Annotated in this window: 28 protein-coding genes and 1 riboswitch; of the genes, 10 read left to right on the forward strand and 18 right to left on the reverse strand. The window is 66.1% G+C overall.

What is annotated here, in order from left to right; translation table 11 throughout:
- Window position 1: 1 nt before the first annotated feature.
- From NZ951_03850 to radA, 3 genes are read right to left on the reverse strand one after another with little or no spacing between them, the layout of a single operon-like run.
- Window positions 2-1,189 (reverse strand): glycosyltransferase family 4 protein, encoded by a 1,188-nt coding sequence (locus NZ951_03850; GenBank protein ID MCS7207053.1) that lies wholly within the window; start codon window positions 1,187-1,189, stop codon window positions 2-4.
- 1 nt (window position 1,190) lies between these two features.
- Window positions 1,191-2,003 (reverse strand): glycosyltransferase family 2 protein, encoded by an 813-nt coding sequence (locus NZ951_03855; GenBank protein MCS7207054.1) that lies wholly within the window; start codon window positions 2,001-2,003, stop codon window positions 1,191-1,193.
- Window positions 1,969-3,654, reverse strand: a complete 1,686-nt coding sequence (gene radA, locus NZ951_03860; GenBank protein MCS7207055.1) for a DNA repair protein RadA — start codon at window positions 3,652-3,654, stop codon at window positions 1,969-1,971. The genes NZ951_03855 and radA overlap by 35 nt, the downstream gene beginning before the upstream one ends.
- 86 nt (window positions 3,655-3,740) lie before the next feature.
- Between radA and NZ951_03865 the strand changes: the two genes are divergently transcribed.
- Entirely contained in the window at window positions 3,741-5,048 is a 1,308-nt protein-coding gene (locus NZ951_03865) for a PQQ-dependent sugar dehydrogenase (GenBank protein MCS7207056.1), read from the forward strand.
- On the opposite strand, the gene NZ951_03870 is transcribed toward NZ951_03865, so the two are convergent.
- Together NZ951_03870 and NZ951_03875 are read right to left on the reverse strand one after the other, a co-directional pair.
- A complete protein-coding gene (locus tag NZ951_03870) occupies window positions 5,045-5,548 on the reverse strand; it encodes a hypothetical protein (protein MCS7207057.1) in 504 nt (167 codons plus the stop codon). The two genes, NZ951_03865 and NZ951_03870, sit on opposite strands and share 4 nt — an antisense overlap.
- Window positions 5,549-5,602: 54 nt before the next feature.
- Window positions 5,603-7,891, reverse strand: a complete 2,289-nt coding sequence (locus NZ951_03875; GenBank protein MCS7207058.1) for a CoA transferase — start codon at window positions 7,889-7,891, stop codon at window positions 5,603-5,605.
- An 80-nt stretch (window positions 7,892-7,971) separates the two neighbouring features.
- Between NZ951_03875 and npdG the strand changes: the two genes are divergently transcribed.
- Window positions 7,972-8,646 carry an NADPH-dependent F420 reductase gene (gene npdG / locus NZ951_03880; GenBank protein MCS7207059.1) on the forward strand — a complete coding sequence of 225 codons (675 nt, stop codon included), beginning with the start codon at window positions 7,972-7,974 and terminating at the stop codon, window positions 8,644-8,646.
- On the opposite strand, the gene NZ951_03885 is transcribed toward npdG, so the two are convergent.
- Both NZ951_03885 and NZ951_03890 read right to left on the reverse strand, forming a co-directional pair.
- A complete protein-coding gene (locus tag NZ951_03885) occupies window positions 8,643-9,818 on the reverse strand; it encodes a Vms1/Ankzf1 family peptidyl-tRNA hydrolase (GenBank protein ID MCS7207060.1) in 1,176 nt (391 codons plus the stop codon). The genes npdG and NZ951_03885 overlap by 4 nt on opposite strands.
- Before the next feature lie 28 nt (window positions 9,819-9,846).
- Entirely contained in the window at window positions 9,847-10,329 is a 483-nt protein-coding gene (locus tag NZ951_03890; GenBank protein MCS7207061.1) for a TraR/DksA C4-type zinc finger protein, read from the reverse strand.
- A 157-nt stretch (window positions 10,330-10,486) separates the two neighbouring features.
- Between NZ951_03890 and NZ951_03895 the strand changes: the two genes are divergently transcribed.
- Window positions 10,487-11,248, forward strand: coding sequence for a tetratricopeptide repeat protein (locus NZ951_03895; protein ID MCS7207062.1), 762 nt, complete (start codon window positions 10,487-10,489; stop codon window positions 11,246-11,248).
- A 4-nt stretch (window positions 11,249-11,252) separates the two neighbouring features.
- Here the strand turns inward: NZ951_03895 and NZ951_03900 are convergent, their stop codons facing one another.
- Entirely contained in the window at window positions 11,253-11,735 is a 483-nt protein-coding gene (locus NZ951_03900) for a response regulator (protein ID MCS7207063.1), read from the reverse strand.
- Between the two features lie 107 nt (window positions 11,736-11,842).
- Between NZ951_03900 and NZ951_03905 the strand changes: the two genes are divergently transcribed.
- Window positions 11,843-12,271, forward strand: a complete 429-nt coding sequence (locus tag NZ951_03905) for a pyridoxamine 5'-phosphate oxidase family protein (protein ID MCS7207064.1) — start codon at window positions 11,843-11,845, stop codon at window positions 12,269-12,271.
- On the opposite strand, the gene NZ951_03910 is transcribed toward NZ951_03905, so the two are convergent.
- Both NZ951_03910 and NZ951_03915 read right to left on the reverse strand, forming a co-directional pair.
- Window positions 12,222-13,682: a CoA-binding protein gene (locus NZ951_03910; protein ID MCS7207065.1), complete on the reverse strand. Its 1,461-nt coding sequence runs from the start codon at window positions 13,680-13,682 to the stop codon at window positions 12,222-12,224. The genes NZ951_03905 and NZ951_03910 overlap by 50 nt on opposite strands.
- A gap of 2 nt (window positions 13,683-13,684) precedes the next feature.
- The gene (locus NZ951_03915) at window positions 13,685-14,407 is read right to left on the reverse strand and encodes an acetate--CoA ligase family protein (GenBank protein ID MCS7207066.1); all 723 of its coding nucleotides are present in this window, start codon (window positions 14,405-14,407) and stop codon (window positions 13,685-13,687) included.
- A 112-nt stretch (window positions 14,408-14,519) separates the two neighbouring features.
- Window positions 14,520-14,632, forward strand: a riboswitch (TPP riboswitch).
- 49 nt (window positions 14,633-14,681) lie between these two features.
- Here NZ951_03915 and NZ951_03920 point away from each other — a divergent pair.
- From NZ951_03920 to thiS, 3 genes are read left to right on the forward strand one after another with little or no spacing between them, the layout of a single operon-like run.
- A complete protein-coding gene (locus tag NZ951_03920; protein MCS7207067.1) occupies window positions 14,682-15,473 on the forward strand; it encodes a thiazole synthase in 792 nt (263 codons plus the stop codon).
- Window positions 15,474-15,482: 9 nt separating this feature from the next.
- Complete coding sequence (gene thiE / locus NZ951_03925) at window positions 15,483-16,139, forward strand: thiamine phosphate synthase (GenBank protein ID MCS7207068.1); 657 nt, start codon at window positions 15,483-15,485, stop codon at window positions 16,137-16,139.
- Entirely contained in the window at window positions 16,127-16,330 is a 204-nt protein-coding gene (thiS, locus tag NZ951_03930) for a sulfur carrier protein ThiS (GenBank protein ID MCS7207069.1), read from the forward strand. Before thiE ends, thiS begins: the two co-directional genes overlap by 13 nt.
- Window positions 16,331-16,372: 42 nt before the next feature.
- Here thiS and NZ951_03935 read toward each other — a convergent pair whose 3' ends face one another.
- Complete coding sequence (locus NZ951_03935) at window positions 16,373-17,578, reverse strand: TRAP transporter substrate-binding protein (protein ID MCS7207070.1); 1,206 nt, start codon at window positions 17,576-17,578, stop codon at window positions 16,373-16,375.
- Window positions 17,579-17,819: 241 nt separating this feature from the next.
- Here NZ951_03935 and rny point away from each other — a divergent pair, with 241 nt between their 5' ends.
- Window positions 17,820-19,349 (forward strand): ribonuclease Y, encoded by a 1,530-nt coding sequence (gene rny / locus NZ951_03940; GenBank protein ID MCS7207071.1) that lies wholly within the window; start codon window positions 17,820-17,822, stop codon window positions 19,347-19,349.
- Here the strand turns inward: rny and NZ951_03945 are convergent.
- The 6 genes from NZ951_03945 to NZ951_03970 all read right to left on the reverse strand — a co-directional run bounded on the left by NZ951_03945 (window position 19,346) and on the right by NZ951_03970 (window position 22,886).
- Entirely contained in the window at window positions 19,346-20,254 is a 909-nt protein-coding gene (locus NZ951_03945) for a 50S ribosomal protein L11 methyltransferase (protein MCS7207072.1), read from the reverse strand. The two genes, rny and NZ951_03945, sit on opposite strands and share 4 nt — an antisense overlap.
- A 79-nt stretch (window positions 20,255-20,333) precedes the next feature.
- Window positions 20,334-20,597 carry an acyl carrier protein gene (locus tag NZ951_03950; protein MCS7207073.1) on the reverse strand — a complete coding sequence of 88 codons (264 nt, stop codon included), beginning with the start codon at window positions 20,595-20,597 and terminating at the stop codon, window positions 20,334-20,336.
- Between the two features lie 73 nt (window positions 20,598-20,670).
- Window positions 20,671-21,156 carry a transcription antitermination factor NusB gene (gene nusB / locus NZ951_03955; protein ID MCS7207074.1) on the reverse strand — a complete coding sequence of 162 codons (486 nt, stop codon included), beginning with the start codon at window positions 21,154-21,156 and terminating at the stop codon, window positions 20,671-20,673.
- On the reverse strand, window positions 21,147-22,100 hold the full coding sequence (fabD, locus tag NZ951_03960; protein MCS7207075.1) for an ACP S-malonyltransferase: 954 nt from the start codon (window positions 22,098-22,100) through the stop codon (window positions 21,147-21,149). The genes nusB and fabD overlap by 10 nt, the downstream gene beginning before the upstream one ends.
- Before the next feature lie 52 nt (window positions 22,101-22,152).
- The gene (gene rpmF, locus NZ951_03965) at window positions 22,153-22,341 is read right to left on the reverse strand and encodes a 50S ribosomal protein L32 (GenBank protein MCS7207076.1); all 189 of its coding nucleotides are present in this window, start codon (window positions 22,339-22,341) and stop codon (window positions 22,153-22,155) included.
- Window positions 22,342-22,349: 8 nt separating this feature from the next.
- Window positions 22,350-22,886, reverse strand: a complete 537-nt coding sequence (locus NZ951_03970; GenBank protein MCS7207077.1) for a DUF177 domain-containing protein — start codon at window positions 22,884-22,886, stop codon at window positions 22,350-22,352.
- 175 nt (window positions 22,887-23,061) lie between these two features.
- Between NZ951_03970 and NZ951_03975 the strand changes: the two genes are divergently transcribed.
- Window positions 23,062-23,742, forward strand: a complete 681-nt coding sequence (locus tag NZ951_03975; GenBank protein ID MCS7207078.1) for an MBL fold metallo-hydrolase — start codon at window positions 23,062-23,064, stop codon at window positions 23,740-23,742.
- A 2-nt stretch (window positions 23,743-23,744) separates the two neighbouring features.
- The gene (locus NZ951_03980; protein MCS7207079.1) at window positions 23,745-24,383 is read left to right on the forward strand and encodes an MBL fold metallo-hydrolase; all 639 of its coding nucleotides are present in this window, start codon (window positions 23,745-23,747) and stop codon (window positions 24,381-24,383) included.
- Between the two features lie 111 nt (window positions 24,384-24,494).
- On the opposite strand, the gene NZ951_03985 is transcribed toward NZ951_03980, so the two are convergent.
- Window positions 24,495-25,523, reverse strand: coding sequence for a radical SAM protein (locus tag NZ951_03985; protein ID MCS7207080.1), 1,029 nt, complete (start codon window positions 25,521-25,523; stop codon window positions 24,495-24,497).
- Window positions 25,524-25,588: the final 65 nt, after the last annotated feature.

A 25,588-nucleotide genomic window follows, 5' to 3' on the forward strand; every position in this document is an offset into this window, starting at 1 on the left:
CCTAAAATCTCTCCCTGTGCACAAGGGCAGTGAGAAGATGTTCCCAGCGGGTAGTGAAGCGTTCCCAGTCCATACTGAGAGCTTGCGCACGGGCGGCGGCCCCCAGACGGGGAGCCAGACAAGGGTCCTGCTTGAGATCAGAGAGGACGGCCGCCAAGGCCTCCGGATCTCCTGGAGGCACAAGAAAGCCCGTCCGCCCGTTTTCAACCACCTCTCGTGCACCTCCGAGGGGGGTGGCGATCACGGGCAAACCGCTCGCCATCGCCTCCAGGATGACCAGCGGGAACCCCTCTCCCGTCCGGGATGGGAGAACAAAAGCGTCGGCGACACGGTAGAGGTCAGACATTGTCTGCATCGGTGCTGCACCCCAAAAGCGCAGACCTGTCAGCCCGTGCTCGGACGCCCGCTTGACAAGAGCAGGACGGGCAGGGCCATCCCCCACTATCAAAACCTGTAAGTCAGGTTGCGCGCGCAAAATAGTGCACGCTTCCACTAAAACATCAAAGCCTTTCTTAAAGGTCAAACGACCCACCGCAAGAACAATAAACGCCTCCTCAGGCAATCCCAAACGCCGGCGCAGAGACTTCCGCTCCTCCACAGAGGCTATCGGTGCAAAGCGTTCCGTATCCACACCAGGGTAGATAACGGCCTCAACGGGACGGCCCCTCTCTTTTTGCACATAGTCCGCCACGGTGCGACTCACGCCCACCACTGCCGCCGCCCATCGGAGGGGCCAGCGTCCCAGCACGGCGTCGGCCCCGCGCTCCATTAGACCCCAGGGGAAAGGGTAACGGATGAAGGGCGTGTGCTGGTAGACTACAAGAGGCTTGCCGTATCCACGGGCCATCCAGGCACCCACAACCGAACTCATGAAGACATGGGTGTGCACCAAAACCAGGTCGTACTGGGGCACAAGACGGCGCAGAGTGGACACCAGGGAGGGGGCAAAAAGGGGGTAAGGGATACCCCACCACCGCTCCAGACCATCCCAGGCGGGGATGCGAAGAATATGAACTCCTTCCTGGGTGCTGGAAAAAGGGATGGCCCCGGTGCGGGGCAAACCAACGGTTGAGGTAACCACAGTTACCTGGTGTCCCCGGTGGGCAAGGCGACGGGCCATTTCCCAAGCGACAATTTCCAGCCCCCCAATATTGGGGAGCCAATGGTGGGTGAGGACAAGAAGACGCATCCTACAATTTGTGCAGGCGCTGAGATGAGGATACCTGGAGCGATCGCCTGGCGGGTGGACGCCAAAACAAGAAACGGAGGATGGCACCCATATCTTCCAGCCCAGCTTTGATACCGCTCAGTTTGGTTCGGCCGATGCGCGGGCGGTAAACGATGGGCAAGTCCATCATCCGTAGGCGCATGCGTCCCGCCTTCATAGCAATCTCCGGTTCAATGGCGAAGCGGCGCGCTTCTAAAGCCATGCGCTGGATATGCACTGCTTTCACCCCGCACAACCCCGTGCAGGGGTCCTGAGGAGTAAAGCCATACAGGTTCCGTATCAGAAAACGGAAAAGGGCCAGGCCCACACGATTGAACAGAGGTATGTGCTCCCGCCCACCCTGGCGGGATGCATAGACCAGGTCTGCCCCGTTGCGGAGCGCTTCGGCTATATCGGGGATGCGCTCGGCAGGATAGGTGTCGTCGGCGTCTATCCAAATAATGTTCTCCCCCTGGGCGTGAGCGATACCCGTCTTCAGCGCCTCCCCCTTGCCCCGATTGACGGGGTGGCGAATCACCCGGCACGGGAACCTGCTCGCGACAGCGGCGGTGTTATCCGTGGAGCCATCGTCCACCACGATGACCTCATACCCCTCGTCTATCGCCCGGAAAATCTTCTCCAACACCACCCCAATCCCCTGCTCCTCGTTATAAGCTGGGACGATGACGGTGGTCGTGGGGCGGCGTGGGAGGAGCGGAGATGTGCTCTTTTCTGTATCCTCCGACAAGGAGGAGCCTTCACTACCCACCATCGCCGGAATGAGCGCCCTCCACATAATCAGCACCCTCCCCATATGAAAAGTGCGCCTCTGGCTGGATAGGATTCTCCATCTTCTTCAAAGCGCGGCGCACCGCCTCCGGGTCCTTCAGGCGGTAGTAGGTGGAGGAGTTGGTCTTCAAAGTAACCTCCACCAGTGTGCCTACCAACTTCTCCAATGTTTCTTTCCGCGCCTCCACCTCATACCATTCAAATCCCAACCAGCCCCTTGGCGTCCTCTCCTCCAGAGCCAAAGCGTTGCGGGCGATGCGCATGGCCTCTGCATCCTTGCGGAATAGGGCAACAAGGGGATCCACAGGGTCTCGCTTTTTGGGGGGAATGGCCAGCGCCAGAGCCTGGCGCAGGGTGCGCACACGGTGCACCGTCATCTCGGGCACTGCTCCCCCCTCCCCAGGGGGAACCAGGGCGGAGGTGAATCCCAGGCGGGCCGCCTCCCGCAGACGGCGTTCGGTCTGGGGCACCCCCCGCAGTTCCCCCGTTAGCCCCACCTCCCCCAGGAAGACGGTGTGCGGGTCTAAGGCGGTGTCCCGGGCACTGGAGGCGATGGCCAGAGCCACGGCCAGGTCTGCGGCGGGATCATCCACCCGCAGGCCCCCCACCACCTTCACCGTAATGTCCTGGTCGCTTATGGGGAAATGGGCGCGCTGGGAGAGGGTAGCAACAATGCTCCGCAAGCGGCGTTCGTCATACCCCACTGCATCCCGCCGTGGGGAGGAGCCGCTGGCCGGGCTGGTAAGGGCTTGCACCTCCACCAGGAGGGGGCGGTCGCCCACCAGCAGGGGTGCCACCGCCGAGCCGGGAGCAAGGGAGCGCCCCTCCAACAGATAGCGGGAGGGGTCGGCCACCTCCCGCAGGCCCTGGGCCGTCATCTCCAGCACCGCCACCTCCTGTGTGGAGCCGAAGCGGTTCTTGTCGGCCCGTAGCAGGCGCAGGGCGGTGCGCCGTTCCCCCTCCAAGAACAGCACAGCGTCTACCATGTGTTGGAGCACCTGGGGGCCGGCCACATCCCCCTCTTTGGTTACATGCCCCACCAGGAGCACCGGCACCCCACGGGGCTTGGCCCAGTGCAGAAAGCGGCGCGTGCACTCCCGCACCTGGACGATGCTCCCCGGGAACCCCTCGGCCTCCTGGGTGAACACGGTCTGGATGGAGTCCACGATGAGCAGGCGGGGCGACAGGGTGTCCAAGTGGCTCCCCAGGGTGTCCAGGCAGGTGTCAGAAATCAGGATGATGCCCTGGCCGGGGATGCCCATACGCCGGGCGCGGGAGGCGATTTGCTGGGGGGATTCCTCGCCCGCTAGATAGACCACCCGCCCCTGCGCGGCTAAGGCAGATGCGATCTGCAGCAAAAGGGTGGACTTGCCGATGCCCGGCTCGCCTGCCAGAAGGATGATGCTCCCCGCCACTATCCCCCCACCCAGGACGCGGTTGACCTCGGGAAGCGGCAAGGGGAGGCGAGGTGCTCCCTCTCCCTCAACATGGGCCAGTTCTATGGGCGCTCCACCCGCTGTTACCCAAGGGGGAGGCGTGGAAGGAGAAGCCTCCACCAGGGGCTCCTGAACACCACACGCCCGACAGAAGCCCAACCATTGGGGGCTTTCCCACCCGCAGTGGACACAACTGTAGAGACGGCGCTCCTTGGGCGGCATGGGCGGGAACAGTGCAATTATACTCCAAAATGCTCTTCATTGGCGCCCACGGGCTTGCCAGAGTGGTATCGAGGTATGATAGGGGTGTGCATCGGTCGTGGTGGAGCCTCATCCTGCTGGTGCTGGTGGTAGGCGGTGCCCTTGTCCCCCTTTCTCCGCACAGCACACCCCAGCCCGAGCCCCCCTCCCCCCTCGCTATAGAGGTGGTCGCCCAGGGGCTGGAGGTGCCTTGGGCGTTGGCCTTCGCCCCCGACGGACGCCTCTTCCTGACGGAGCGGCCGGGGCGGGTGCGGGTGGTGGAGGGGGGGCGTCTGCGGGAGGAGGCGTGGGCGGTGCTCCCCGTGGCAGCCATCGGCGAAGGGGGGCTGATGGGCATCGCCCTGGACCCCCTTTTCCCTGCCCAACCCTTCATCTACTTGTGCTACACCTATCGCCGCGCCGACGGCTCCCTGGCCAACCGCATCGTGCGCCTCCAGGAGCAGGACGGGCGGGGCATCAACGAGCAGGTGCTGGTGGACAACATCCCCGGGGCGGACATCCACAACGGCTGTCGCCTGAAGTTTGGGCCCGATGGGATGCTATGGGCCACCACAGGGGACGCCCGCCGCCCGGACCTCTCCCAAGACCCCACCTCCCTGGCAGGCAAAGTTCTGCGCATGCAGAAGGATGGCTCGCCCCCGTCGGACAACCCCTTCCTCGGCTCCCTGGTGTATACCCTGGGGCATCGCAATCCCCAGGGGTTGGCCTTTCACCCCCGCACGGGGGAGGCGTGGATCACCGAGCACGGCCCCATAGGTAACGACGAGGTCAACCGCCTGACGCCGGGGGCGAACTACGGCTGGCCTCGGGTGCAGGGACGAGCGGGCGACCCCCGCTTTGCGGACCCCGTCGCCGCCTACACCCCCAGCATTGCCCCAGCCGGGGCCACCTTCCTTACCAGCCCCCGTTACCCCCAGTGGCGGGGCGATTTCCTTTTCGTAACCCTGGGATTCGGGGGCGGGCAATCTCACCTGCGCCGCCTGGACCTGGACGACGCCGGCACCCTCTTGGGACAGGAGGCCTTGCTGACGGGTGTTTTGGGACGCCTGCGGGACATCGTGGAGGGGCCGGACGGCTATCTGTACATCACCACCAGCAATCGGGACGGGCGAGCAAGCCCCCGCCCAGGGGATGACAAGGTGGTGCGCCTGGTGCCGGACCCAGCCCCGCCTGCGGAGACACTCCCCGTCCTCCTCACCCCAACGCCGACCGCCCCAACACCCCCTCCCGAAGCCCCGATGAGACGCACAGGGGCGAGCGCAGTGGTGCTCATCGGCGGAATCCTGGGGGCAGGGGCGGTGGTGGGACTTCTGCTGCTCCTGGCCCTGCGGTGGCGGGGGGAGCGCAGGGGTTAAGCGGAGTCCTTGTTCTTCTGTTTGGCTTGCTCCTGCGCCCGGGCGGCTTTGCGGGCCTTCTGGATGTGCTCATAGACGGTGCGGGCCAAAGTGCGGGCGGCCTCACTGCGGGTGTCGTCCAGACGCCAGAGCGCCTGTTGCTCCTTCGTAAGGGTGGGGCTGCGGAACTCTAGGAAGAACTTGCGGGTGAAGAAGCCGTAGAGCACTAGACCCGCCCCCGCCACCACCAACACCAGGGCAAGCGTTTGGAAGACCTGCTGGCCCTCGGGCTGGGGGAAGAGCAGGCCCACCAACGCCAGGCCCAGCCCCCCGAACAGCAGGGCCAAGCGCGTCCGCACCCCCAGGCGAATGCCGGTGATCTGCTCATAGGTCAGGGACTGCACCGGCTCGGAGGCGGTGGGGTCATCGGTGTAGCGGATGAGGCGACGGTCGGTGGCGTGGAAAGCCCCGCAGGACGCCAATACCTTTTCGCCCGCTTGGAGGTAGCGTTCAACACCCATGCTATCCCCCCGTATGCTTATGCCTCTGGGAGAGGGGGCTCATCCCTACCAGCATTATGCCACAGCCCGCCCCTGACGCAGAGCGTGAACCTCCGCCTCGGTATAGCCCAGTTCCCTGAGCACTTCGTCGGTGTGCTGGCCCAGGGCGGGCGCCGCGCCCCACAAGCGCCCCGGCGTCTGGGAGAAGTGGAAGGTCAACCCCACCTGATGCACCGTCCCCACCTCGGCTGCAATGTGCTCCACCAGACGCCCCGACTCCCACAGCACCCGCTCGCCAAAGAGGTCCTGCGACAGGCGCGCCGGGGCACAGGGCACGCCTGCCTGGGTCAGAAGGGAGAGCCACTGGGCCACCTCCCCCTGGCGGAAGCGCTCCTCCAGCAGGGTGCACAGGCGCCGCCCCTCGGGGGTATCCCCTTCGGCAGGGGGCGGAGGCTCCATCCCTAGCGTGCGCCACAGAGCACGCCACTGGGCCGCCTCGGTGCAGGCGACGAACAGCCATCCATCCCTAGCCTGGTACAGGCGATAGCCCGGCCCTGTGCCCACCTGGTCTATCGGCGTGGGGCGGGGCTTGGCTGGGGCAAAGAAGAACTCCCCCGCCTGGATGGCGAAGGCTGCATTGAGGAGGCAGGAGTCCACCCTCTGGGCCTGGCCCGTGCGGGCGCGGTGCCACAGGGCCAGCACTACCCCCCACGCCCCCAGCATGGCGGCGGCGTAGTCGGTGATGGCGACCCGCAGGAACACGGGAGGATGCCCCTGGGCGCGCATGGCCCCGCTTTGGGCTTGCAGAAGGGGGTCAAAGGCAGGGCGGTCGCTAAAGGGGCCGTGGGGGCCATACCCCGTGACGGTGCAGTAGATGATGCGCGGGTTGATGCGGCGCAGGGAGGCTTCGTCGGCCCCCAGGCGCTCCGCTACGCCGGGGCGGTAGTTCTGCACCACCACATCCGCCCGCCCCACCAGACGGGCCAGCACCTCCCGCCCCTGGGGACGGGTCAAATCCACCACCATCCCTCGCTTGCCCCGGTTCCACCCCTGGAAGGCCCCCGCATTGGGGCGGAAGGGGTCGCCTGTGGGGGGCTCCACCTTCACCACCTCCGCCCCCAGATCAGCCAGCAAAGCGGAACAGTAGGCCCCAGCGATATACATGGCCAGATCCACCACACGAATGCCCTCCAGGGGCGCAGAGGGGAAGGGACGGGCAGGGGGCACAGGCTGGGGAGGCAGGTGCGCCTCGGCCCGCACCTGGGCGGTGTGCTGGCCGGGCAGGGGGGCTGGCCCCCGCACCCGCCCCGGCGTATGGGACAGGGCCACCGGCACCCCCATCTGGCGCGTGGCCCCCAGCAGGGGGTCCTCCACCGCGAGCAGGATGCCGTTGTGGGCCACCTGTGGGTGCTCCAGGAACTCCTCTCGGGTCAGGGCCGGGGCACAGGGGATGTCATGCCGCCGCAACAGGTCCAACCAAAAGGCACGGGGCTTCTGGCGGAAGATGTCCGTCAGGGCAATGGTGAGGGGTTCATAGGCGTCGGGGGGCAAGCCCCACGGGGCGTGGGCCAGGGCGGGATTCGCCGCCCAATCCATCCGCTCCAAAGCGATGCACAACTTGTTCCAGAAGGTGGTGTTACCGCAGGCCAGGAAGAACCACTCCCCATCGCTCCCCGCGTAGAGGCGGTAGATGGGGTTGATGCCCTGGGGGGAGCGCTTGCCTCCCGCCAGGGGGCGGATGCGTGGCCCCGCCACGATGGTGCCCGTTTGCAACGCCAGGGCGCCATCCACGAGGGAGACCTCCACCTCCTGCCCCCGCCCACACCGCTGGCGCACCAAAAGAGCGGCGGTAACGGCGATAGCGGCCTGGAGCGCCGCCCCGTAACTGGGCAGAGGGAGAAAGACACAAACGGGGGGACTCTCCACCCCGCCCTGGTCGCCATAGATGCCTGTCCAGGCGGAAACGATGGCATCGTCGGCAGGCTGGGAGGCCTGGGGCCATCCCCAGGGAAAGGGGGGCATGCGACAGGCGACCAGATACGGAAAGCGCTGGGTCAGAGCCGGTCCCGTGATGCCCAGGGCTTCGGCCTCCGCCAGGGAGAGATCGTGCAGGAGCACATCCGCTCGCCCCAGCACGCCATACAGCACCTCCCGTCCTGCGGGGGCGTGCACATCTAGCAAGGCGCTCTCCTTCCCCCGGTCAAAAAAGCGGGCCAAAAAGGGGTGCCACAGGCCGGCGGGGGGTGGCTCCCCCCGCTCCAGGCGCACCACCCGCGCCCCCATATCCCCCAGCAGCAGAGCGGTATACCGGGGGGCCAACGCCTTGCCCATGTCAACCACCAGAAGACCGTCCAGGGGTTGCACAGCACCTCCTCGGAAGGGGAGTATAGCGCACCCCTCCCTGGTAGGATAGAGGTGTGCACCGTGGCGACCGAAGGAGGCATATGCGTATCGGCATTCTGGGAGGCACCGGCCCCGAGGGGAAAGGCCTGGCGGTGCGCTGGGCCCTGGCGGGAGAGGAGGTGCTCATCGGCTCGCGGGATGCCACCCGCGCCCACCAGGCTGTGCAGGAGGTGTTGGCCCTCTGCCCAGGGGGCAAAGTCCACGGGATGCTCAACAGCGCCGTGGCCCAACAGGCGGAGGTGGTGGTGGTGGCCGTCCCCTACGAGGGGCAGAAGGAGACGCTGACAGCCCTACGCCCCTCTTTAGCGGGCAAGATCCTGGTGGATGTGGTGGCCCCGTTGACCTTCATACGGGGGCGGGCGCGGGCGGTGCTGGTGCCCGAGGGGTCAGCGGCCCAGCAGGCCCAGGCGGTGGTGCCCGAGGCGCGGGTGGTGGCGGCCTTCCACACCATTAGCGCCCACGACCTTCTCCACCCCCCTGCGCCCATCCCCTGCGATGTGCTGGTATGCGCCGACGACGCCGAAGCCAAGCGCACCGTTATGGCTCTGGCGGAGCGCATCCCCGGTGTGCGGGCGGTAGACGCCAACGGCCTGGAATGTGCCCGCTATGTGGAGGAGATGGTGGCCCTGCTCCTGAACATCAACCGCATCTACAAGGGGAGCAGGAGCATGGTGCGCATCGTGGGGTTAGTGGGGGCACCGCCCCCGCAGGGTTAGCCCGCGCCTTTCTGCTGGCGGGCCAGGCGGCGCGCCCGCAAGCTGTGGCGTGGCTCCCAGGTGAGGAAGGCCCCCATCCCCCCCACACCCAGCAGGCGCTCCCGTGCGGGCCCCTTCACCCACTCAATCCCGACGCCTTGGGCGATGGCCTGCTCAGCGGCGGCGTCGGCCAAGTCGGGGATGGGTGCCAGGTTCCCGCCACACAGGGGGCACGGCCCCCGCATGGAGGGGGTCAAGAGTGCGCACCCCGTGCACCGCGCCCCCGAGGGATGCCACCCGTGCGCCACCACCAGCAGGTGCACCTGACGTGCGTGCAGGGCAAAAAGCGTCCGTTCGGGCGAGAGCACCGCCGCCCCCCGTTTGGCGGCGGCGGTGATGAGTTCCTCCACCAGGTCGGCCTCGCGGCGGCGCTCCACCTCCTCCTCAATGGTGCGGGATGCCTCCAGCACCTCTTGGGGAGTGGTCTGGTTGGGGTGAAGGGAGAGGGTGCCCACCACCCGCTGGCGCAGGGCGGGAGAGAGAGCCTCCTCCAAAGCGGTGCGGGCCTCCACCGGCCCCCCTAGAATTAGGCGGTCAAAACGCCGTTGGCGGAGCATCTCCTCCAAGCTTTGGACAACGGCGCGGACATGCTCCTTGACGGACTCCTCGTGGTGGCGTTGGAAACGGGGGGCCGACCATCCCCCCTGGGCGTGCTTCTGGGGGACGGGGGTAAGCACCAGGGCCTCCTCCTCCACCTGCCCCAGGTGCACCAGGAACAGGCGTGCCCTCTGCTTCTCCACCAGCACCACCCCATACCGCTCATACTCATCCAGCAGGTTCAGCAGAGGCGTGGTGTAGGCCGTCTCCTGGAAGCGCACCAGGTCGGGCACGGGGACAGGCAGGTGCCAGGTGCGCCAGAGGTCCAGAGGCTCGGCGGTGAACAGCACCAGCCCCCGCCCCTGGGGGGTCCACTGGGCGAACCACTCGTCCAGGCGCTCCCACTCTTTCAGCAGGGCCTTGCGATAGGTGGGGGTGGGGGCGCTCGCCTCCAGGGCTTTGATGGCGTTGGAGACTTTCGTCCGGGGTGCGGGCCACACGGTGTGGGTGGGGTCCACGGTCAAGTACACCGAGAGCACCCACACCCCAGGACGGTGCAGATGCTCCAGTGCGCGTACCTCTTCCACGGAGATCATAGGCATACTCCTGTGCACACAACCGGCGTTACTTCTCTTCCGATGGGGTGGTGGGCCGTCCTTCGGGTTCGGGGGTTACCAGGGGTTTGGGGAAGCGTCCGAGGGGGCTGGGGGCAGGGGAAACCTGGGCCTTGCTCTCGTAGGCGCGTTGGCACTGAATATCGCGCAAGGCCGTGGGCATGGCGCGCAAACGGGCGAGGGGAATAGGCTCCCCGCAGTCCACACAGTAGCCGTAGGTGCCGGCGTCCATGCGTTCCAGAGCCTCCTGCACCTGCACCAGGGCCGTCTCCAAGCTTTGGCGCTCGGCCAGAAGCACCTCCTGCTGGTGTGTCTCGCTGGAGACATCAGCCAGGTGGGTGCCGTAGCCGTTCTCCTCGCCGTGGGCCTCGGCCATGGCCTGCAGGTCGCGCTGGACACGTTCCAGCGTGGTGCGTAGGCGGGCCTGCTCCTGCTCCAGGGCGGTGCGCAAAGCCATAAGGGTTTTGGGGGCAAGGATGCGTTTGCGCGGCATAGGCACTCCTTTCTCTCGTTTCATGCTACCATGACCTCTTTGGAGGGGAGACAAAAGGTGGTGTACCCCCTTTGCAGAGGGGGCACGATGCGCTATCCTTGTCCTTTGCCAACCTTGTCTGTGCACCGTATCCCCAGGGCACCGGAGAGGAGCATCGGTGGAGAAAGGTGTTCTCTCGCGTCGGCGGCAGCAGTTGAGCAAGGAGGCCATAGACCTGGCCCTGCGGGGCCAGTGGGAGCAGGCGGTTGCCATTAATCGGGAAATCCTCCAGAGCTTCCCCGAGGATGTGGAGGCGTGGAACCGCTTGGGGCGCGCCCTGATGGAGTTGGGGCGCTACGAGGAGGCCACCCAGGCTTACCAGAAGGTGTTGGACATCTCCCCCAGCAACACCATCGCCCGCAAGAATCTGGAGCGCCTGAAGCACCTGCAGGGCACCCAGCCCCAAGTGCCCCCTAGCGCCGCCCCCACCACCGTTTTCCTGGAAGAGGCAGGCAAGGCCACCACAACGGCCGTTCGCCCCCAGGTTTCTCGGGAGGTGCTCCTGCAACTGGACCCGGGCGACCCCCTAGACCTGCGGGTGCAGGGCAACCTGGTATCTGTGGCCACAGCGCAGGGGCTGACATTGGGGTATTTGGAACCCCGCATCGCCCATCGCATCCGCACCCTGATGGAGAAGGGCGACCGCTTCAGTGCAGCGGTGGCGTCGGTGGGCGACCAGCGCCTGACCGTCTTGGTGCGTGCGGTGGCCACCCCTTCGGGCGAAACCCCCTTCCCCCTCAGCGACTACCCTCTGACCCAAGCCTTGGAGGAGGTGGACCTGGAGGAGGAGACCACATCCCCCGTGGCAGAGGAATCGGAAAACCCAGACGAGGGTGCCGAAGAGACCCCCGAAGAAGAGGAGGCCGAAGAAGGGGTGTAACCCCCTACCCACCCCTCCTGTACTCGCGCAAGAGGTGCTCTGCCCGCTCTAACAAAGCCAAGGGGCTGAAGGGCTTGGCGAAGAAGGCATTCCCCCCCGCCCCATAGACCTGTAACTCGGCACCCGGGTCTGCCCAAGCGGTTATCACAATCACGGGCACCCGCCCCAGCACGGGATCCTGGCGCAGCGCACGGGTAAGAGCCAAACCGTCCATACGGGGCATGCGCAGATCGGTGATGACCAAGTGGGGGCGTATGTGGTAGGCCATCTCCAGGGCTTTTTGGCCGTCCCGCGCCAGGTGCACCTCAAACGGGCCCCCCGAGAAAGTCAGGGCCAACAGGTCGCGCAGGTCTTCCTGGTCCTCCACGATGAGGATGCGCCAGACCCCCGATGCGTCCATCAGACCATCCCCCCCGAAGGGCATAGACAGGGCACCGGGAGTGTGGCTGTCCAGGATAACCGTTCGCAGCAGGGCATCATCGCTCACCTTTGCCCCCTGGTGCAGGATCCCGTCTTTTTCCTTATCATAGTCCTCACCAGGGGTGCCCCAGACTCCGTACAAACCCCCAACTTCCCTGAGGGGAAAGGAGCGTCGTGATTCGCTTGACCGAGGAGATGCGGGAGGCCATCAACCCCGCCCTGGCCCGAGGCATGCCCTGCCTGCTCATCACGGCGTGGCAGGATGGGTGGCCCGCCGCCGGCTTCCGGGGGAGCATGATGGTCTATGACGAGGAGCACCTGGCCTATTGGGAACGCACCCACGGGCGGGAGTTGGCCGCCCTGCGCCAGAACCCCCGGGTGCTGGTCATTTTTCGCGACCCCGTCAAACGCATTGGCTGGAAGTTCTACGGCACCGCCACGGTGCACGAGGCCGGGCCGGTGCGGGAAGCGGTGCTGGCCCGCACCGTGCCCGAGGAACTGGAACGCGACCCCGAGCGGAAGGGGGTGGCCGTCCTGATACGGGTGGACCGGATCACGACCCTGGGGGGACGGGTTGTGCAAGAGCGGGAGCCTGGGGCGTAACCAGACGCTCCCGCCGCTCCCTGTAGTAGTCCCACACCTTGCGGTAGGCGGTGGCCGCCCGCAGGAAGGAGGGGAAGGCCGGCACCCCCCGTCGCGCCAGGGCCAGGCGCACCTCCCGCTCCTCCCCCTCCCGATGCATCGGCGTCAGGACGCACAGGAAGGGGCGCTCATACCGCTCCCGAAACGCCCCCAGCAGGTCCACCAGGCGGTCTAACCCCCTCTCCCCCCGTGGCACAAACGCCAGGTTCACCTCGTAGCAGATGGCGTCAATGTGGGCATCCCGCGCCAGGATGTCCAACACCCTCTGCACCAGGTCCAGGTTGCGGATGGTGGGGGTCATGTCCATAGGATTGCGGTAACTGCCCCCTACCGTGCTGTAGAAGGTGGCTAACTCCTGGTAAGAAGCAGACGAAAGCAGGGGCACCTGCAGCCCCGCCTTGGCGAAGGCATCGGTGATGACCACCGATTGCCCCCCGGTCATGGCCACCAGCCCCAGGCGAGGCCCCACCGGCTCCTTCAGGTAGCAGAGGGCTTTGACCAGATCCAGGGTCTCCTCGAAGGAATCGGCCCAGAGGGCGTTAGCCTGGCGCACCGCCCCCTGCCACAAAGCGGTGGAGGCAGCCAAGGAGGCGGTGTGGGACTGCGCTGCCCGTGCCCCCTCGCTGGTCTGCCCCCCCTTCCACACCACGATGGGTTTGCGGGGGCTAATCGCCTGCATCAGGTGAAAGAGCCTGCGGGCGTGGGGCACCCCCTCCAGATACATGGCGATCACCTGGGTTTGGGGGTCCTGCCCCAGGTAGTCCAGGTAGTCGTCGGCGTGGAGGATGATGCCGTTGCCCATGCTCACCGATTTGCTGATGGTGATCCCGTGCTGGTAGCCCACCAGGCTGAAGGCGTTGGCGTGGGTGCCGCTTTGGGAGATGAAGCCCACCGGCCCCCCCTCGCCATAGTATTGGTCCACATGGTGGCGCAGGCCCCAGCGGGGGTTGAACAGCCCCATGCAGTTGGGGCCAACGACCTTCATGCGCGCCGCACGGGCCATCTCGGTGAGCACCTGTTGGAGGCGGATGCCCTCCTCCTCGCCCGTTTCGGCAAAGCCCGCAGTGAAGAACATCACGGCGTGGACACCTTTGTGAATGGCGTCCTGGAGCACGCGGGGGGCCACATGGCGGGGCACCGCCACGATGACATAGTCCACCGCCTCGGGGATGTCCCGCAAACTGGGATAGTTGGGGAAGCCCAGGGCGCGGATGCCCTCTATCTCCTGGGGGTCCACCTGCACCGAGTACACGCGCCCTCGGATAGTGCTGACCGAGCGGAGCCACATGTAGTCCCGATCCCTCTTATCCCCCACCACAGCCACCACCCGGGGGTGGAACATGCGGTCCATCTCCTCAAAGGTCCAGCCCATCCCTACCCTCCTGTGGGGGTCAGGATAGCGCTCTCCTCCAGCACCACGCGGGCATCCACAGCCAGACAGCCCTGGGGATAGGCGAACACAGGGTTGAGGTCAATCTCCCGCACCTCGGGGTGTTGTTCCAAGAAGGCAGAGAGGGCCAACAGCGCCTTCTCCAAGCCCTCCAGGTCTACGGGGGGCTGTCCCCGGTAGCCCGCCAGCAGAGGGAAGCCCCGAATCTCCCGGACCATCTGGCGGGCATCCCGCGGGGTCAGGGGCACCAGACGGAAGGAGACATCCTTCAGCACCTCCACAAACACACCCCCCAGCCCGAACATCAGGTAGTGGCCGAACTGGGGGTCTTTGCCTGCGCCCAGGATGACCTCCACGCCGGGCGGGGCCATGCGCTGGACGGAGACACCATGCAGGCGGGCCTGGGGAGCTCGGGTGCGGGCGCTCTCCATCACATCGCGATACGCACGGGCAACGGCCGCCCCGCTGGTAAGGTTCACCTTCACCCCGCCGATGTCGCTCTTGTGCACGATGTCGGGGGAGACGATCTTGAGGACGACGGGCCATCCCAGGGTGCGGGCGATGCGCACCGCCTCGGGGGCGGAGCGGGCCAGGTGCGTGGGGACGATGGGGATGCCACTGGGAGACAAGAAGGTTTTGGCTTCTACCTCGGTGAGGAGGGTGCGCCCCTCCCGGCGCAGGGTGGCGAAAAGGTCGGCAGTGGACACGCCCCCTCCTTGACGGTATCGTTCCCAGGGTAGCAGAGGGGGCGGAGGGCGTCAACGGTTGCACGCGTTGACACCCCAGGGCGACTGTGCTATAGTGGGGGCGGACAAGCGCAGAGGGCACGACGGGAGCTGGGGGAACCCGGCTGAGAGGGTGGCTGATACCGCTGCCGACCGTCATCACCTGATCTGGGTAATGCCAGCGCAGGGACCTGGGGCGAGAGACCACAGCGCCGCTGGCATGCCCAGCGGCGCTGTCGTTTCGGGGAGGGGCGCTATGGACGACCCGCTGGTCATTGCTGGCAAGGCCTTCCGCTCCCGCCTCATGGTCGGAACGGGCAAGTTCCGCACCCCCCAGGAGATGGTGGACGCCATCGCCGCCTCGGGTGCCGAGATCGTTACTGTGGCCATTCGCCGCCTGGACCTGTCTCACCCCAACCAGAAGACCATCCTGGACTACCTGGACTGGACGCGTTACACCATCCTCCCCAACACGGCGGGGTGCCGCACGGTGGAGGAGGCCCTGTTCATCGCCCGCCTGGGGCGCCAGGTTACAGGCTCTCCCTGGGTGAAACTGGAGGTGGTGCCCGACCCCAAGTACCTCCTCCCTGACCCGGTGGGCACCCTGCGGGCCGCCGAGCAGTTGATCAAAGAGGGGTTTGTGGTGCTCCCGTACATCCACGCCGACCCGGTGTTGGCCCGCCAGTTGCAAGAGATAGGGTGCGCCACGGTGATGCCATTGGGCTCGCCCATCGGCTCGGGGCGGGGCATCCTCACCAAAGAGGAGATCGAAATCATTATTGAGCAGGCGACGGTGCCTGTGGTGGTGGATGCGGGCCTGGGCGCCCCTTCGGACGCCTCGTTGGCCATGGAACTGGGGGCGGATGCGGTGCTGGTGAACACCGCCATTGCCCAAGCCCAGAACCCCGTGCTGATGGCCGAGGCCTTCCGCCTCGGGGTGGAGGCCGGGCGCAAAGCCTACCTGGCTGGGCGCATCCCCAAGCGGGCCTACGCCTCGGCCACCAGCCCCTTGGAGGGGGTGCCCCAGCCCGTGCGGCGCGGCCCCTAGCCCCCCGCCATGCCCCTGCCCCGGCCGTGCCTGGCCCTGGTAACCGACCGTCGTCTCTACCCCACCCTGGAAACCCTGGTGGAGGCGGTGGCCCAGGCGGTGGAGGGGGGCGTAGACCTGGTCCAGGTGCGAGAGAAGGACCTGCCCGGCGGCCCCTTGCTGGAGGTGTCCCAGCGCTTGCGGGAGGTCACGCGGGGGCGCGCCCTTCTCTTTGTGAATGAGCGGGTGGATGTGGCTCTGCTGTGCGGTGCCGATGGGGTGCATCTTCCGGAGGCGGGCCTTCCGCCAAGGGGGGTGCGCCGCCTGGTGGGGGCGCGCCTCCTCATCGGGGCGTCGGTGCACAGCGTCCCCTCCGCCCTGCGCGCCCAGCAGGAGGGGGCTGACCTGCTCATCGCCGGCACCATCTTCCCCAGCCGCTCCCACCCCGGCCAGGAGGCGGTGGGGGTAGGCCTCTTGGCAGACCTGCAGAAGGCGGTTACCCTGCCGGTGCTGGCCATTGGGGGGGTAACGCCCCAAAACGCGGGGGCGTGCATTCAGGCGGGAGCCAGTGGGGTGGCCGTCATCACGGCCATCCTGGGCCAGCCCGACCCCCGCGCTGCGGCCCAGCGCCTGAAGGAGGCCATACGCCAGGCTTGGGAGAAAGGGGGGTGGGCATGCTGCGCCTGACGGTCAATGGGCAACCCCGCACCCTAGAGCGCCCCATGAGCATCCTGGAGTTCCTCCAGTCCCTAGGAGTGAACCTAGCCATCGTGGCGGTGGGATACAACGGGGAGGTGCTGGACCGCCAGGCGTGGGCCACTACGGTTCTGCAGGATGGGGATGTTCTGGAAATTGTGCGCCCCGTGGGAGGGGGATAACTCCCCCTCCCCCGGGGCGGGCGTGTGTGGTGTCCTGGCGTCTTACTTGCGGGGCCAGTAGTAGTCGGCGGCCAGGTCGTAGGGCGGGTTAATCAGACGCTGGTAGGGGACGAACCACGAGGCGAACTGACGCTGGGACTCGTAAATTTTGGCGAAGTCGGGGTTGCGTGCCGCCTCCCGTGCAGCCACACGGTCCCACGCTTTGAGCATCTCCAGAAGGATCTCCCGTGGGGTTTCCACCACCGTAACGCCTTCCTTCGTCCGCAGGTCCTCCAGCGCCTCATAGTTCATGCGCCATGCCTTGCTCCAGTTGAGCACCAAGGCCTCGTGGGCAGCCATTTCGATGATCAACTTGAGGTCATCGGGCAGTTGGTCCCACTTGGCCTTGTTGAAGATCACCTCCCCCACCCCCGTGGGCTGGTGAATACCGGGGATGTGGTAATACTTGACCACATTGGGGAAGCCCAGGCGGTAGTCGGAGTGGGGGTCGCTGTACTCCGCGCCATCGATGACGCCCCGTTCCAGGGCGGGGACGATCTCGGCGGCGGGGAGGGTAACAACCGACGCCCCGAATTCCTTAAACACTTCGGAGGCCAGGCCGGCGGCCCGCATCTTGACCCCGCGCAGGTCGGCCACCGAGCGAATCGGCTTCTTATACCATCCCAGGGGTTCAGGCATCTCTCCCCAGATAGGGAACCAGACCACCTGATACCCTAACTTGGCCACCAGTTCGCGATAGAGCTCTATCCCCCCGCCGGCGAGGAGCCACGCCGTAAAGTCCCAGTTGTTCATCCCGAAGGGCCCCCCCGTGGCACTGGCAAAGAGGGAGAAGGCGGTGTTCTTCCCCACCCAGTACCCGCTCCACGAGATTCCCCCGTCCAAGACTCCCTTGTGAACCGCATCCAGCACGTCAAAGGCGGGCACCACCGCCCCCGCAGGGAGCAACTTAATGACCAAGCGCCCCTTGGCCGCCTCGTTCACCCGCTTGACAAAGTTCTCCCCCCACATGTAGTCCCAGATACCGGTGGGGAAGGTGCTCTGCACCACCCACTCAATCGGCTGAGCAGCCGGGGCAGCAGGGGCGGCAGGTGCAGGCGGAGGGGGTGCTGCTGGAGCAGGGGTCCCAGGCACCGAGGCAGGAGCAGCGGGCTGGCGCGCCGGCTCAGGTTGACGTCTACATCCCCCTGCTATCACGACGAAGACGATTAAAAAGACGAGGGGAATAAAAAGGAGTTTCGTCGCTTTCATATCCACCACCTCCAGCCGACACTTCGCCCCGAATTTAGCAAACTCCCCCTTTTACTGTCAAGGCCAACAGAGGCTGTGGGCGAGGGGCCTCTGCCCTTGTCATATTGGCGCTCGGGCCGCAGCGCCGAGTGGTGGTGCCCCTACCCTTGACCCCCCCGTCCCCGTTGGGCTAGCATGGAAACGTCCCCCCATCCTTCGGGGGAAGCACCTTAACAGCATAGGACGGAAGGAAGGTGAGCCTATGATACCCCTTGTGTTGCTCGTCCTTGCCGTCCTAGCGGCCATGGGGATAGGAGTTGTCGGCGGCTATCTTGTGCACAAGGCCCGCGCCGACCGACGCCTGGCCGAGGCGGAGGCCCGGCTCCAGGAGGTCCAGCGCCAGGCCCAAGAGGAGCATAAGCGCCTTCTGCTGGAGGCCAAGGAGGAGGCCCTCAAAGCGCGGGCAGCAGCAGAGGCCGACCTACGGGAGCAACGGCGGGAGCTCCAACGCCTGGAGGCCCGCCTTAACAACCGGGAGGAGGCCTTGGAGCGGCGGGCGGAGGTGTTGGAGCGACGGGAGCGCGCTGTGGCCCACAAGGAGAAGGAGGTGGAGCAAGCCCTGGCGCACGCCGAGGAAGCCAAGGCTCAATATCTCAAGCAGTTGGAAAGCCTGGCGGGCCTGTCGGTGGACGAGGCACGCACCCTACTTCTGAAACGGGTGGAGGCCGAGGCCGAAAGTGATATCGCCCGCCGCCTCTGGGAATTGGAGCAGCAGTTCCACGAGGAGGCCAACGAGAAGGCCCGCCGCATCATCGCTCAGGCTATCCACCGCCTTGCTGCTGATGTCACCGCCGAATCCACCGTAACCGTGATCCCTATCCCCAGCGAAGAGATGAAGGGCCGTCTCATCGGCCGCGAAGGACGGAACATCCGGGCCATTGAGCAGGCCACGGGTGTGGACCTCATCATCGACGACACCCCCGACGCCGTCACCATCTCCTGCTTTGACCCCGTGCGGCGGGAGGTGGCCCGCATCGCCTTGCAGAAGCTGATTCAGGATGGGCGCATCCACCCCGCCCGCATTGAGGAGACGGTGGCCCTGGCCCGGCAAGAGGTGGAGGAGACCATCCGCCAGGCGGGGCAGCAGGCCTTGTTCGCCGTGGGGGTGGGTGGTCTGCATCCCGAACTGGTACGCCTGCTGGGGGTGCTCCACTACCGCACCAGTTACGGCCAAAATGTCCTCAAGCACAGCATAGAGGTGGCCCTCCTGGCCAGTATGATGGGCGCGGAGATCGGCGCCCATGTGGAGACCTGCAAGGTGGGGGGGCTTCTGCACGACATCGGTAAGGCCCTCACCCACGAACAGGAGGGCCCCCACGCCGAAATCGGTGCCGAGGTGGCGGCCAAATATGGCGTCCCCGAACCAGTGCGCCGCGCCATCTTGGAGCATCACAACGACCAGCCCAGTTCGGTGGAGGCTTTCCTGGTGGCCGCCGCCGATGCCATCAGCGCCTCCCGCCCCGGGGCCCGCAAGGACACCCTGGAGCACTATGTCAAACGCCTGGAGGCGCTGGAAGCCGTAGCCTCCTCCTTCCCCGGCGTGGAGAAGTGCTACGCCATCCAGGCCGGGCGCGAGGTGCGGGTAATGGTCAAACCCCAGGAGGTGGACGATATCGGGGCCACCAAACTGGCCCGGGACATCTCCAAGAAGATCCAAGAGACCGTCGTCTACCCCGGCCAGGTGAAGGTGGTGGTCATTCGGGAGACGCGGGCGGTGGAATACGCCCGCTAGCGTTTACCTGCGTCGGGCCCACACTCCATCCTTCGGGGCAGGGAGGTGCCTCCCTGCCCCGTGCTTTTTTCCGACGGACGCCCCGTCCGCATGGCCACCCACTCCCCCTCCCGACGCACCTGGGGCGGAGGGAAACCCACACCTCCCAGGGCGTGTGCCACCTCCTCCTGCTGCTCCTGGAGGATGCCGCTGGCCAGGAGCCAGCCCCCAGGATACAGCGCCTCCCACAGGGCAGCAGCCAAACGGCACACCACCTTGGCAGAGATGTTGGCCACAATGCCGTGGAACTGCCCCCCCTCACGCCACGGCAGGCTCCCCCTCTGCACCCGCACGCAACCCGACAGACCATTGAGGCGCACATTGGCCCGCGCCGCACGCACCGCCATCGCATCAATATCCAAACCCACTACCCGCTCCGCCCCCAGCAGACCCGCCGCAATGGCGAGAATCCCCGAGCCCGTCCCCAAGTCCAGAATGCGCCGGCCAGCGACGGGCAACTCCTGCATCCACGCCAGGCAGAGACGGGTAGTGGGGTGGTGGCCTGTGCCAAAGGCCAAGCCGGGCTCCAAGCTCAGCACCAAGTCGCCCGGCTGGGGGGTATGGGTTTCCCACACAGGGCGCACCACGATCCGCCCCACCCGCACAATTTGGAACCCCTCCTTCCACACTTTCTCCCACTGGGCCTGCTCCACCAGACGCTCCGCCAAAGGGGGCAGGGGTGTAATAAGGGAGAGGAGGCGCCATGCAGTATCCAGACGGGCGCGCCGTCGGGGGAGGGTCCTATCGGCAGGGAGGTAGGCACGGAGGGTGAGGGGGGCGTGAGGCGGGGGGGACTCCCCCTCATCGGGGTTCCAGCCCCCCTCCTGCTCCACGCAGGTGCGGGCGCCCACTCGCCCGAAAGCCACAAGCAGAGGGTCTACCAGTTCAGGAGAAACAGTCAGGGAGAACTCTACCCACCGGCGGGGAATGGGCGCGCCTTTCCTCTCAGGGGGTATCCTTGATGCCCTTAGCCTTCAGGAAGTTCACCGCATCCTGGACGGTGATAATCTTCTCCGCCTCCTGGTCGGAGATCTCTATCTTCTGTCCGTCCTTGCTGAACTCCTCCTCCATAGCCATAATCAGTTCCACCAGGTCTAGGGAGTCGGCCTTCAAATCATCCCGGAAAGAGGCTTCGGGGCGCACCTGGGCCTCGTCCACGCCCAGGCGGTCTACCACGATTTGCTTCACACGGGTGTAGACATCGGGCATGGGCACTCACCTCCGTGCGTCGTATCTGTGGTCAAGCCTCGGGTATATGCGGAATGGCCGGTGCACGCCTCTGCTACGAGGATGAGGTGAGGCGCTGGGAGGCCTCTACCACGCATCCCAGTACCCCATTGACAAAGCGGGGGGAACTATCGCCCCCATAGACCTTAGCCAGCTCCACCGCCTCATTGATGACCACTTTGGGCGGGGTTTGCATGTCTGCGGTGAGTTCATAAATCGCCAGGCGCAAAAGGTTACGGTCCACAGTGGCCAATTGGGGCACGGGCCAGGCAGGAGCACACCGCTGAATGGTCTGGTCAATGCTGGGGAGGTGCTCCAGAGTGCCCAGCAAGAGCCTCTGGGCGAAGGCGACCCCCTCCGGGGCCAGACCTGCCTCCCGGGCGATCCAATCCAGGGCCTTGTGGGGGTCGTGGCGGGCCAAGTCCACCTCACACAGGGCCAGGAAGGCCACGGCGCGGGCCCGGCGGCGCAGGGAGAACCCCTCGCACCCCAAACCCTCTTCTTCTATCTCCTGGTCCGGCTCTTGGGAGATTACCACCACGGGGCCGTTACTCCTGCCAGACTCCGAGCATCGGCGATGGGGAGCAGGCGCACCTCACGGGACATCTGGCGGAGCATGCCACTCAGCACCCTCCCCGGCCCCAACTCCACAAAGGTCTTGATGCCACGGGAGAGGAGGAACTGCATGGAGTGCTTCCAGCGCACGGGGGCGCACAGTTGCTCCACCAGTTCCTGGCGCACCTCCTGGGCGGTGGTGATGGGGCGGGCCGAGGCGTTGGCCACAATGGGCACCTGGGGGTCGCGGATGGGAACCTGGGCCAAAGCTTGCGCCAACCCCTCCCGCGCGCTAGCCATCAAAGTGGTATGGAAAGCCCCAGCCACCTGCAAGGGCACCAAGCGGCGAGCACCCCGCAGGGCGCACAGGTCGGCCGCACGGGCCACCGCCAAATGATCGCCCGCGATGACGATCTGCTCCTCGGTGTTGACGGTGGAGATCTGGGCACCCGTCTCCCGGCAGACCTCCTCCACCGTCATTTCATCCAGCCCCAGCACCACCACCATTGTGCCGGGGCAGCGCTCGGAGGCCTCCTGCATCAGGCGCCCCCGCAGGCGCACCAGGCGCACGGCGTCCTCCACCGTCAGGGAGCGGGCAGCCACCAGGGCGGTGTATTCGCCGAGGCTGTGGCCGGCGGCGTAGGCGGGTGGGGGCAGGGCCCCCTTGCCCACCACCTCCTCCAGGGCCGCCAGGCAGGCCAGGCTGGCCACCAGGATGGCAGGCTGGGCATTGTCGGTGCGGGTGAGATCGGCCTGGGGGCCTTCAAACATCAGACGGGAAAGGGGAAATCCCAGGGCCTCATCGGCCTGCTGGAACAGCGCGCGCGCCGCAGGCGAGGCCTCGGCCAGGTCCCGCCCCATGCCCACAAACTGCGTCCCCTGCCCGGGGAAGAGGAAAGCAAACGGTGCTGGCGTTAGCCCTTGGCTCACGGCTTCTGTTGCCTCCGGGTATCAGGTATTGGGATGGGAGCGCCACCCTTGCCTACTGCTGGTGCTCCCCCTGCAACACCTTCCGTCCCTTGTAGGTGCCGCAGAAGGGGCAGACATGATGGGCCAGGCGTGGACGCCGGCACTGAGGACAAGGGACAACCGCCATCGCACGGAAGCGGTAATGGGCAGCCCGCTTGCGCTGCTTAGATTTGGAGAGTTGTTTTTTCGGAAGAGGGGGCATAGCACTCCTTAGGGTTTGTCTGCCGCATCGGGTGGCAGGAGACGCCGAAGGGCCTCCCACCGGGGGTCAGAGACGGGGGCTGGGCAGGTGCAGGGGCCACTGTTCAAATCCGCCCCACAGGTGGGGCACAGGCCTCGGCAGTCGGCGCGGCAGAGGGGCTTCATCGGGATGCTCACCAAAGCATATTGGCGCATCACCTCGGTCAGGTCCAGGAGGTGATGGGCATCGATAGTGAAGGACTCCTGTTCCGGAGGAGGGAGGGGCAAACGGGCGCCCGTATGCACATCCACCGTTGGGAAAAACTCTTCGTCAAAAGTGAACTGCAAACGCTGGGAAAACTCGGCCAAGCATCGGCTGCAGGTGGATGCCACCGCCGTATCCACACGGGCCTGCACCCAGATGCCCTTCTCCGTGCGGGTGAAGCGCACCCAACTGTGGAAAGGGGCCACCAAAAGGTCATCCAGGCGCACCTGCTCTTCGTCCAGGGTATAAACCCGCGCCGACCCCACCGGCTCCTTCAACAGGGTTGCCACATTGAACTGCATGCCCACCATCCCCCGGGGGGCCGCTCCCGCCCCCCGCCCACAGGCACCTATGGTAACCCACCTCGGGGAATTGTGTCAAGGGGCACAAATCCCCCCTCCCACGCCCCTGTGCACACCCTCCCCCCCATTGGCTATAATAGGAACGCCACAAGCCTCTACCCTGAGGAGGTGCTCTGTGCCCAGCACCGTCTCCATTGACGGCGTAGAGTTCACCCGCTATGTGCAAGCCACCTTCAAAATCAAGAGCAACCGCCTGACCATCTGGGTGGACCCCCACCGCGTCGGCGAGAAGGAGGTGGGGGCCGATAAGGCTGACCTGATCCTCATCACCCACCCCCATTTTGACCACCTGGATCCCGCCTCCATCAAGGCATGCGCCAAGAAGGAGACGGTCATCGTTACCAACCCCGTGGTGGCCGGCCACCTCCCCGAGGATGTCAAGAACACCTGGAAGGTGGTGGCCATCAAGGCTGGCCAGTCCACCGACCAGAAGGGGAGCCACATCAAGGCCTTCCCTGGCTATAACCAGTACCACCCCAAGGAGCAAGGCTTCAACACCATGTTCCTGTTCACCATTGGAGGGAAGATCGTCCTCCACTGCGGGGATACCAATAAGGTGGACGAGATGGGGCAGTTGGGCCCGGTGGATATCGCCCTGGTGCCCATCGGGGGCACCTATACCTGTGATGAAACGGAAGCGGCCGCCGCCGTCAACGACCTCATCAAGCCCAAGGTGGCCATCCCCATGCACTATGGGTATGCCACAGGGGGCGACCCGCACAAGTTCAAGAGCCTGGTGAAAGGGGCACGAGTGGAAATCCTGGACCCCGTGCTCCCTGTGCGCTTCCAGGGGTAGGTGTGGAGACGATACACCAGGACGATACAGCGCTCCTCCTGCGGGTAGTGTGCGGGCGCTACAGCAACAACGCCTACATCCTGGCCTGTCGTGCCACGGGGGAGGGTCTGCTTATTGACGCCCCAGAGGAACCTCACAAGGTGCTGGACGCCCTCGGGGGCATCCCAGTGCGCACCATCCTGCTTACCCACCGCCATCCCGACCACTGGGCAGGCCTGGCTACCCTCAAGAGCGCCCTTGGGGTGCCTGTAGCCATCGGCTCCGCCGATGCGGAGGGCCTCCCCTTCCCTCCTGACATCCTCATCGCCGATGGACAGGTTTTTCCCTTTGGCAGGCATGTCCTACAGGCCATCGCCACCCCGGGCCACACGCCGGGGTCCACCTGCTTCCTGTGGGGGAGGTTCCTGTTCAGTGGGGACACCCTGTTCCCGGGCGGGCCGGGGCGCACCCGCACCCCCCAGGATTTCCGCCAGATTGTGGAGAGCATCCGTCAGCGCCTGCTGACCCTGCCCGAAGACACCCGCGTCCTGCCCGGCCACGGGGCGGCCACCACCATCGGCCGGGCGCGGGCAGAGTATGCCGTCTTTGCCAGCCGTCCCCACCCGCCCGACCTGTGTGGGGATGTGGTGTGGGCTGGGTAGAACGGGGTGGAGGTGCACCCCGCCCCACCCTCCCAGGCTTGGGATGGCATCGCGCCGAGCGCTGGTGAGCCGTCCGCGGCGCGGCCCTGGGCCTCCCAGGGTCTCGGAAGCCTATCCCCCCACCAGCAGGAGGCGACGCGCCCGTCCCAGGGGACGCCACCGCCGGTCCAGACGCCACAGGCCCGCCTCCCGCGCCAGACGGTAAGCCTCCTGCATCTCCTCATCGGTAACGGGGCGGTTGATGGCCGCAAAGCGGGGATCTTCGGCGGCCTTCCAGGCGGGGTGATACTGCTCCATCACATTGACATAGGTATCGGGGGAGAGGGACGCCAGCCAACGGAGGATGTAAGCGGTGTCCTCCAACATCCCTGGCATCACCAGGTGGCGTACCAGCACCCCCCGCAGGGCCAGGCCGTCCTCGTCCACCCTGAGCACCCCCACTTGCCGGTGCATCTCGGCGATGCTGTGGCGGGCCACTTCGGGGTAATCGGGGGCGATTAGGTAGGTGCGGGCGTGCTCCCGCTCCCAAAACTTGAAGTCGGGCATGTACACGTCTATGAGGCCGTCCAACACCCGTAGGCTCTCGGGGCTATCGTAGGAACTGGTGTTGTAGACCAGGGGAAGGCGCACCCCCATCTCCACCGCATAGGGGAGGGCCTCCACCACCTGGGGCACCACATGCTCGGGCGTGACGAAGTTGATGTTGTGGCACCCCCTCTCCTGCAGGGAGAGCATCAGGCGGGCCAGGTCGCGGGGGGTGCACTCCTGCCCCACACGGAACTGGCTGATATCCCAGTTCTGGCAGAACACACAGCGCAGGTTACAGCCCGAGAAGAAGATGGTGCCCGAGCCGTTCCATCCCCGCAGCACATCCTCCTCGCCAAAGTGGGGAAAGGCGCTGGCCACCCAGGCATAGCGCCCGATGCGGCAGACGCCGGCCTTGTCGGCGAGACGGTCTACACCTTTGCAGTAGCGGGGGCAGACACGGCACGAGGGGCCGAGTAACGCCAGGGCCTCCTCTACCTTGCGCTTCAGGGAGCCGTCCTCGTAGGCGCGCACATAGGCAGGGACGAACTCCTTGCGGGGGATAAGGAATCGCCCCTCCCCATCCACCTCTGGGGGAACCGGCCAACGCACCACACCACCTCCTGCCATGACCCTAGAGGGGGTGAGAGGGTCTGTCAAGGGGGCTAGGCCCCCCAGCA

It is taken from the genome of Dehalococcoidia bacterium, from assembly GCA_025060295.1.
Lineage (GTDB): Bacteria > Chloroflexota > Dehalococcoidia > Lucifugimonadales > HRBIN23 > HRBIN23.

Bases quoted from the DNA above. Each gene is read 5' to 3' on its own strand.
- NZ951_03850 (MCS7207053.1), bottom strand. From the start codon at position 1,189: ATGCGTCTTCTTGTCCTCACCCACCATTGGCTCCCCAATATTGGGGGG.
- NZ951_03855 (MCS7207054.1), bottom strand. From the start codon at position 2,003: ATGTGGAGGGCGCTCATTCCGGCGATGGTGGGTAGTGAAGGCTCCTCC.
- radA (MCS7207055.1), bottom strand. From the start codon at position 3,654: ATGCCGCCCAAGGAGCGCCGTCTCTACAGTTGTGTCCACTGCGGGTGG.
- NZ951_03870 (MCS7207057.1), bottom strand. From the start codon at position 5,548: ATGGGTGTTGAACGCTACCTCCAAGCGGGCGAAAAGGTATTGGCGTCC.
- npdG (MCS7207059.1), top strand. From the start codon at position 7,972: ATGCGTATCGGCATTCTGGGAGGCACCGGCCCCGAGGGGAAAGGCCTG.
- NZ951_03885 (MCS7207060.1), bottom strand. From the start codon at position 9,818: ATGATCTCCGTGGAAGAGGTACGCGCACTGGAGCATCTGCACCGTCCT.
- NZ951_03890 (MCS7207061.1), bottom strand. From the start codon at position 10,329: ATGCCGCGCAAACGCATCCTTGCCCCCAAAACCCTTATGGCTTTGCGC.
- NZ951_03910 (MCS7207065.1), bottom strand. From the start codon at position 13,682: ATGGGCTGGACCTTTGAGGAGATGGACCGCATGTTCCACCCCCGGGTG.
- NZ951_03920 (MCS7207067.1), top strand. From the start codon at position 14,682: ATGGACGACCCGCTGGTCATTGCTGGCAAGGCCTTCCGCTCCCGCCTC.
- thiE (MCS7207068.1), top strand. From the start codon at position 15,483: ATGCCCCTGCCCCGGCCGTGCCTGGCCCTGGTAACCGACCGTCGTCTC.
- thiS (MCS7207069.1), top strand. From the start codon at position 16,127: ATGCTGCGCCTGACGGTCAATGGGCAACCCCGCACCCTAGAGCGCCCC.
- NZ951_03935 (MCS7207070.1), bottom strand. From the start codon at position 17,578: ATGAAAGCGACGAAACTCCTTTTTATTCCCCTCGTCTTTTTAATCGTC.
- rny (MCS7207071.1), top strand. From the start codon at position 17,820: ATGATACCCCTTGTGTTGCTCGTCCTTGCCGTCCTAGCGGCCATGGGG.
- NZ951_03950 (MCS7207073.1), bottom strand. From the start codon at position 20,597: ATGCCCGATGTCTACACCCGTGTGAAGCAAATCGTGGTAGACCGCCTG.
- rpmF (MCS7207076.1), bottom strand. From the start codon at position 22,341: ATGCCCCCTCTTCCGAAAAAACAACTCTCCAAATCTAAGCAGCGCAAG.
- NZ951_03970 (MCS7207077.1), bottom strand. From the start codon at position 22,886: ATGCAGTTCAATGTGGCAACCCTGTTGAAGGAGCCGGTGGGGTCGGCG.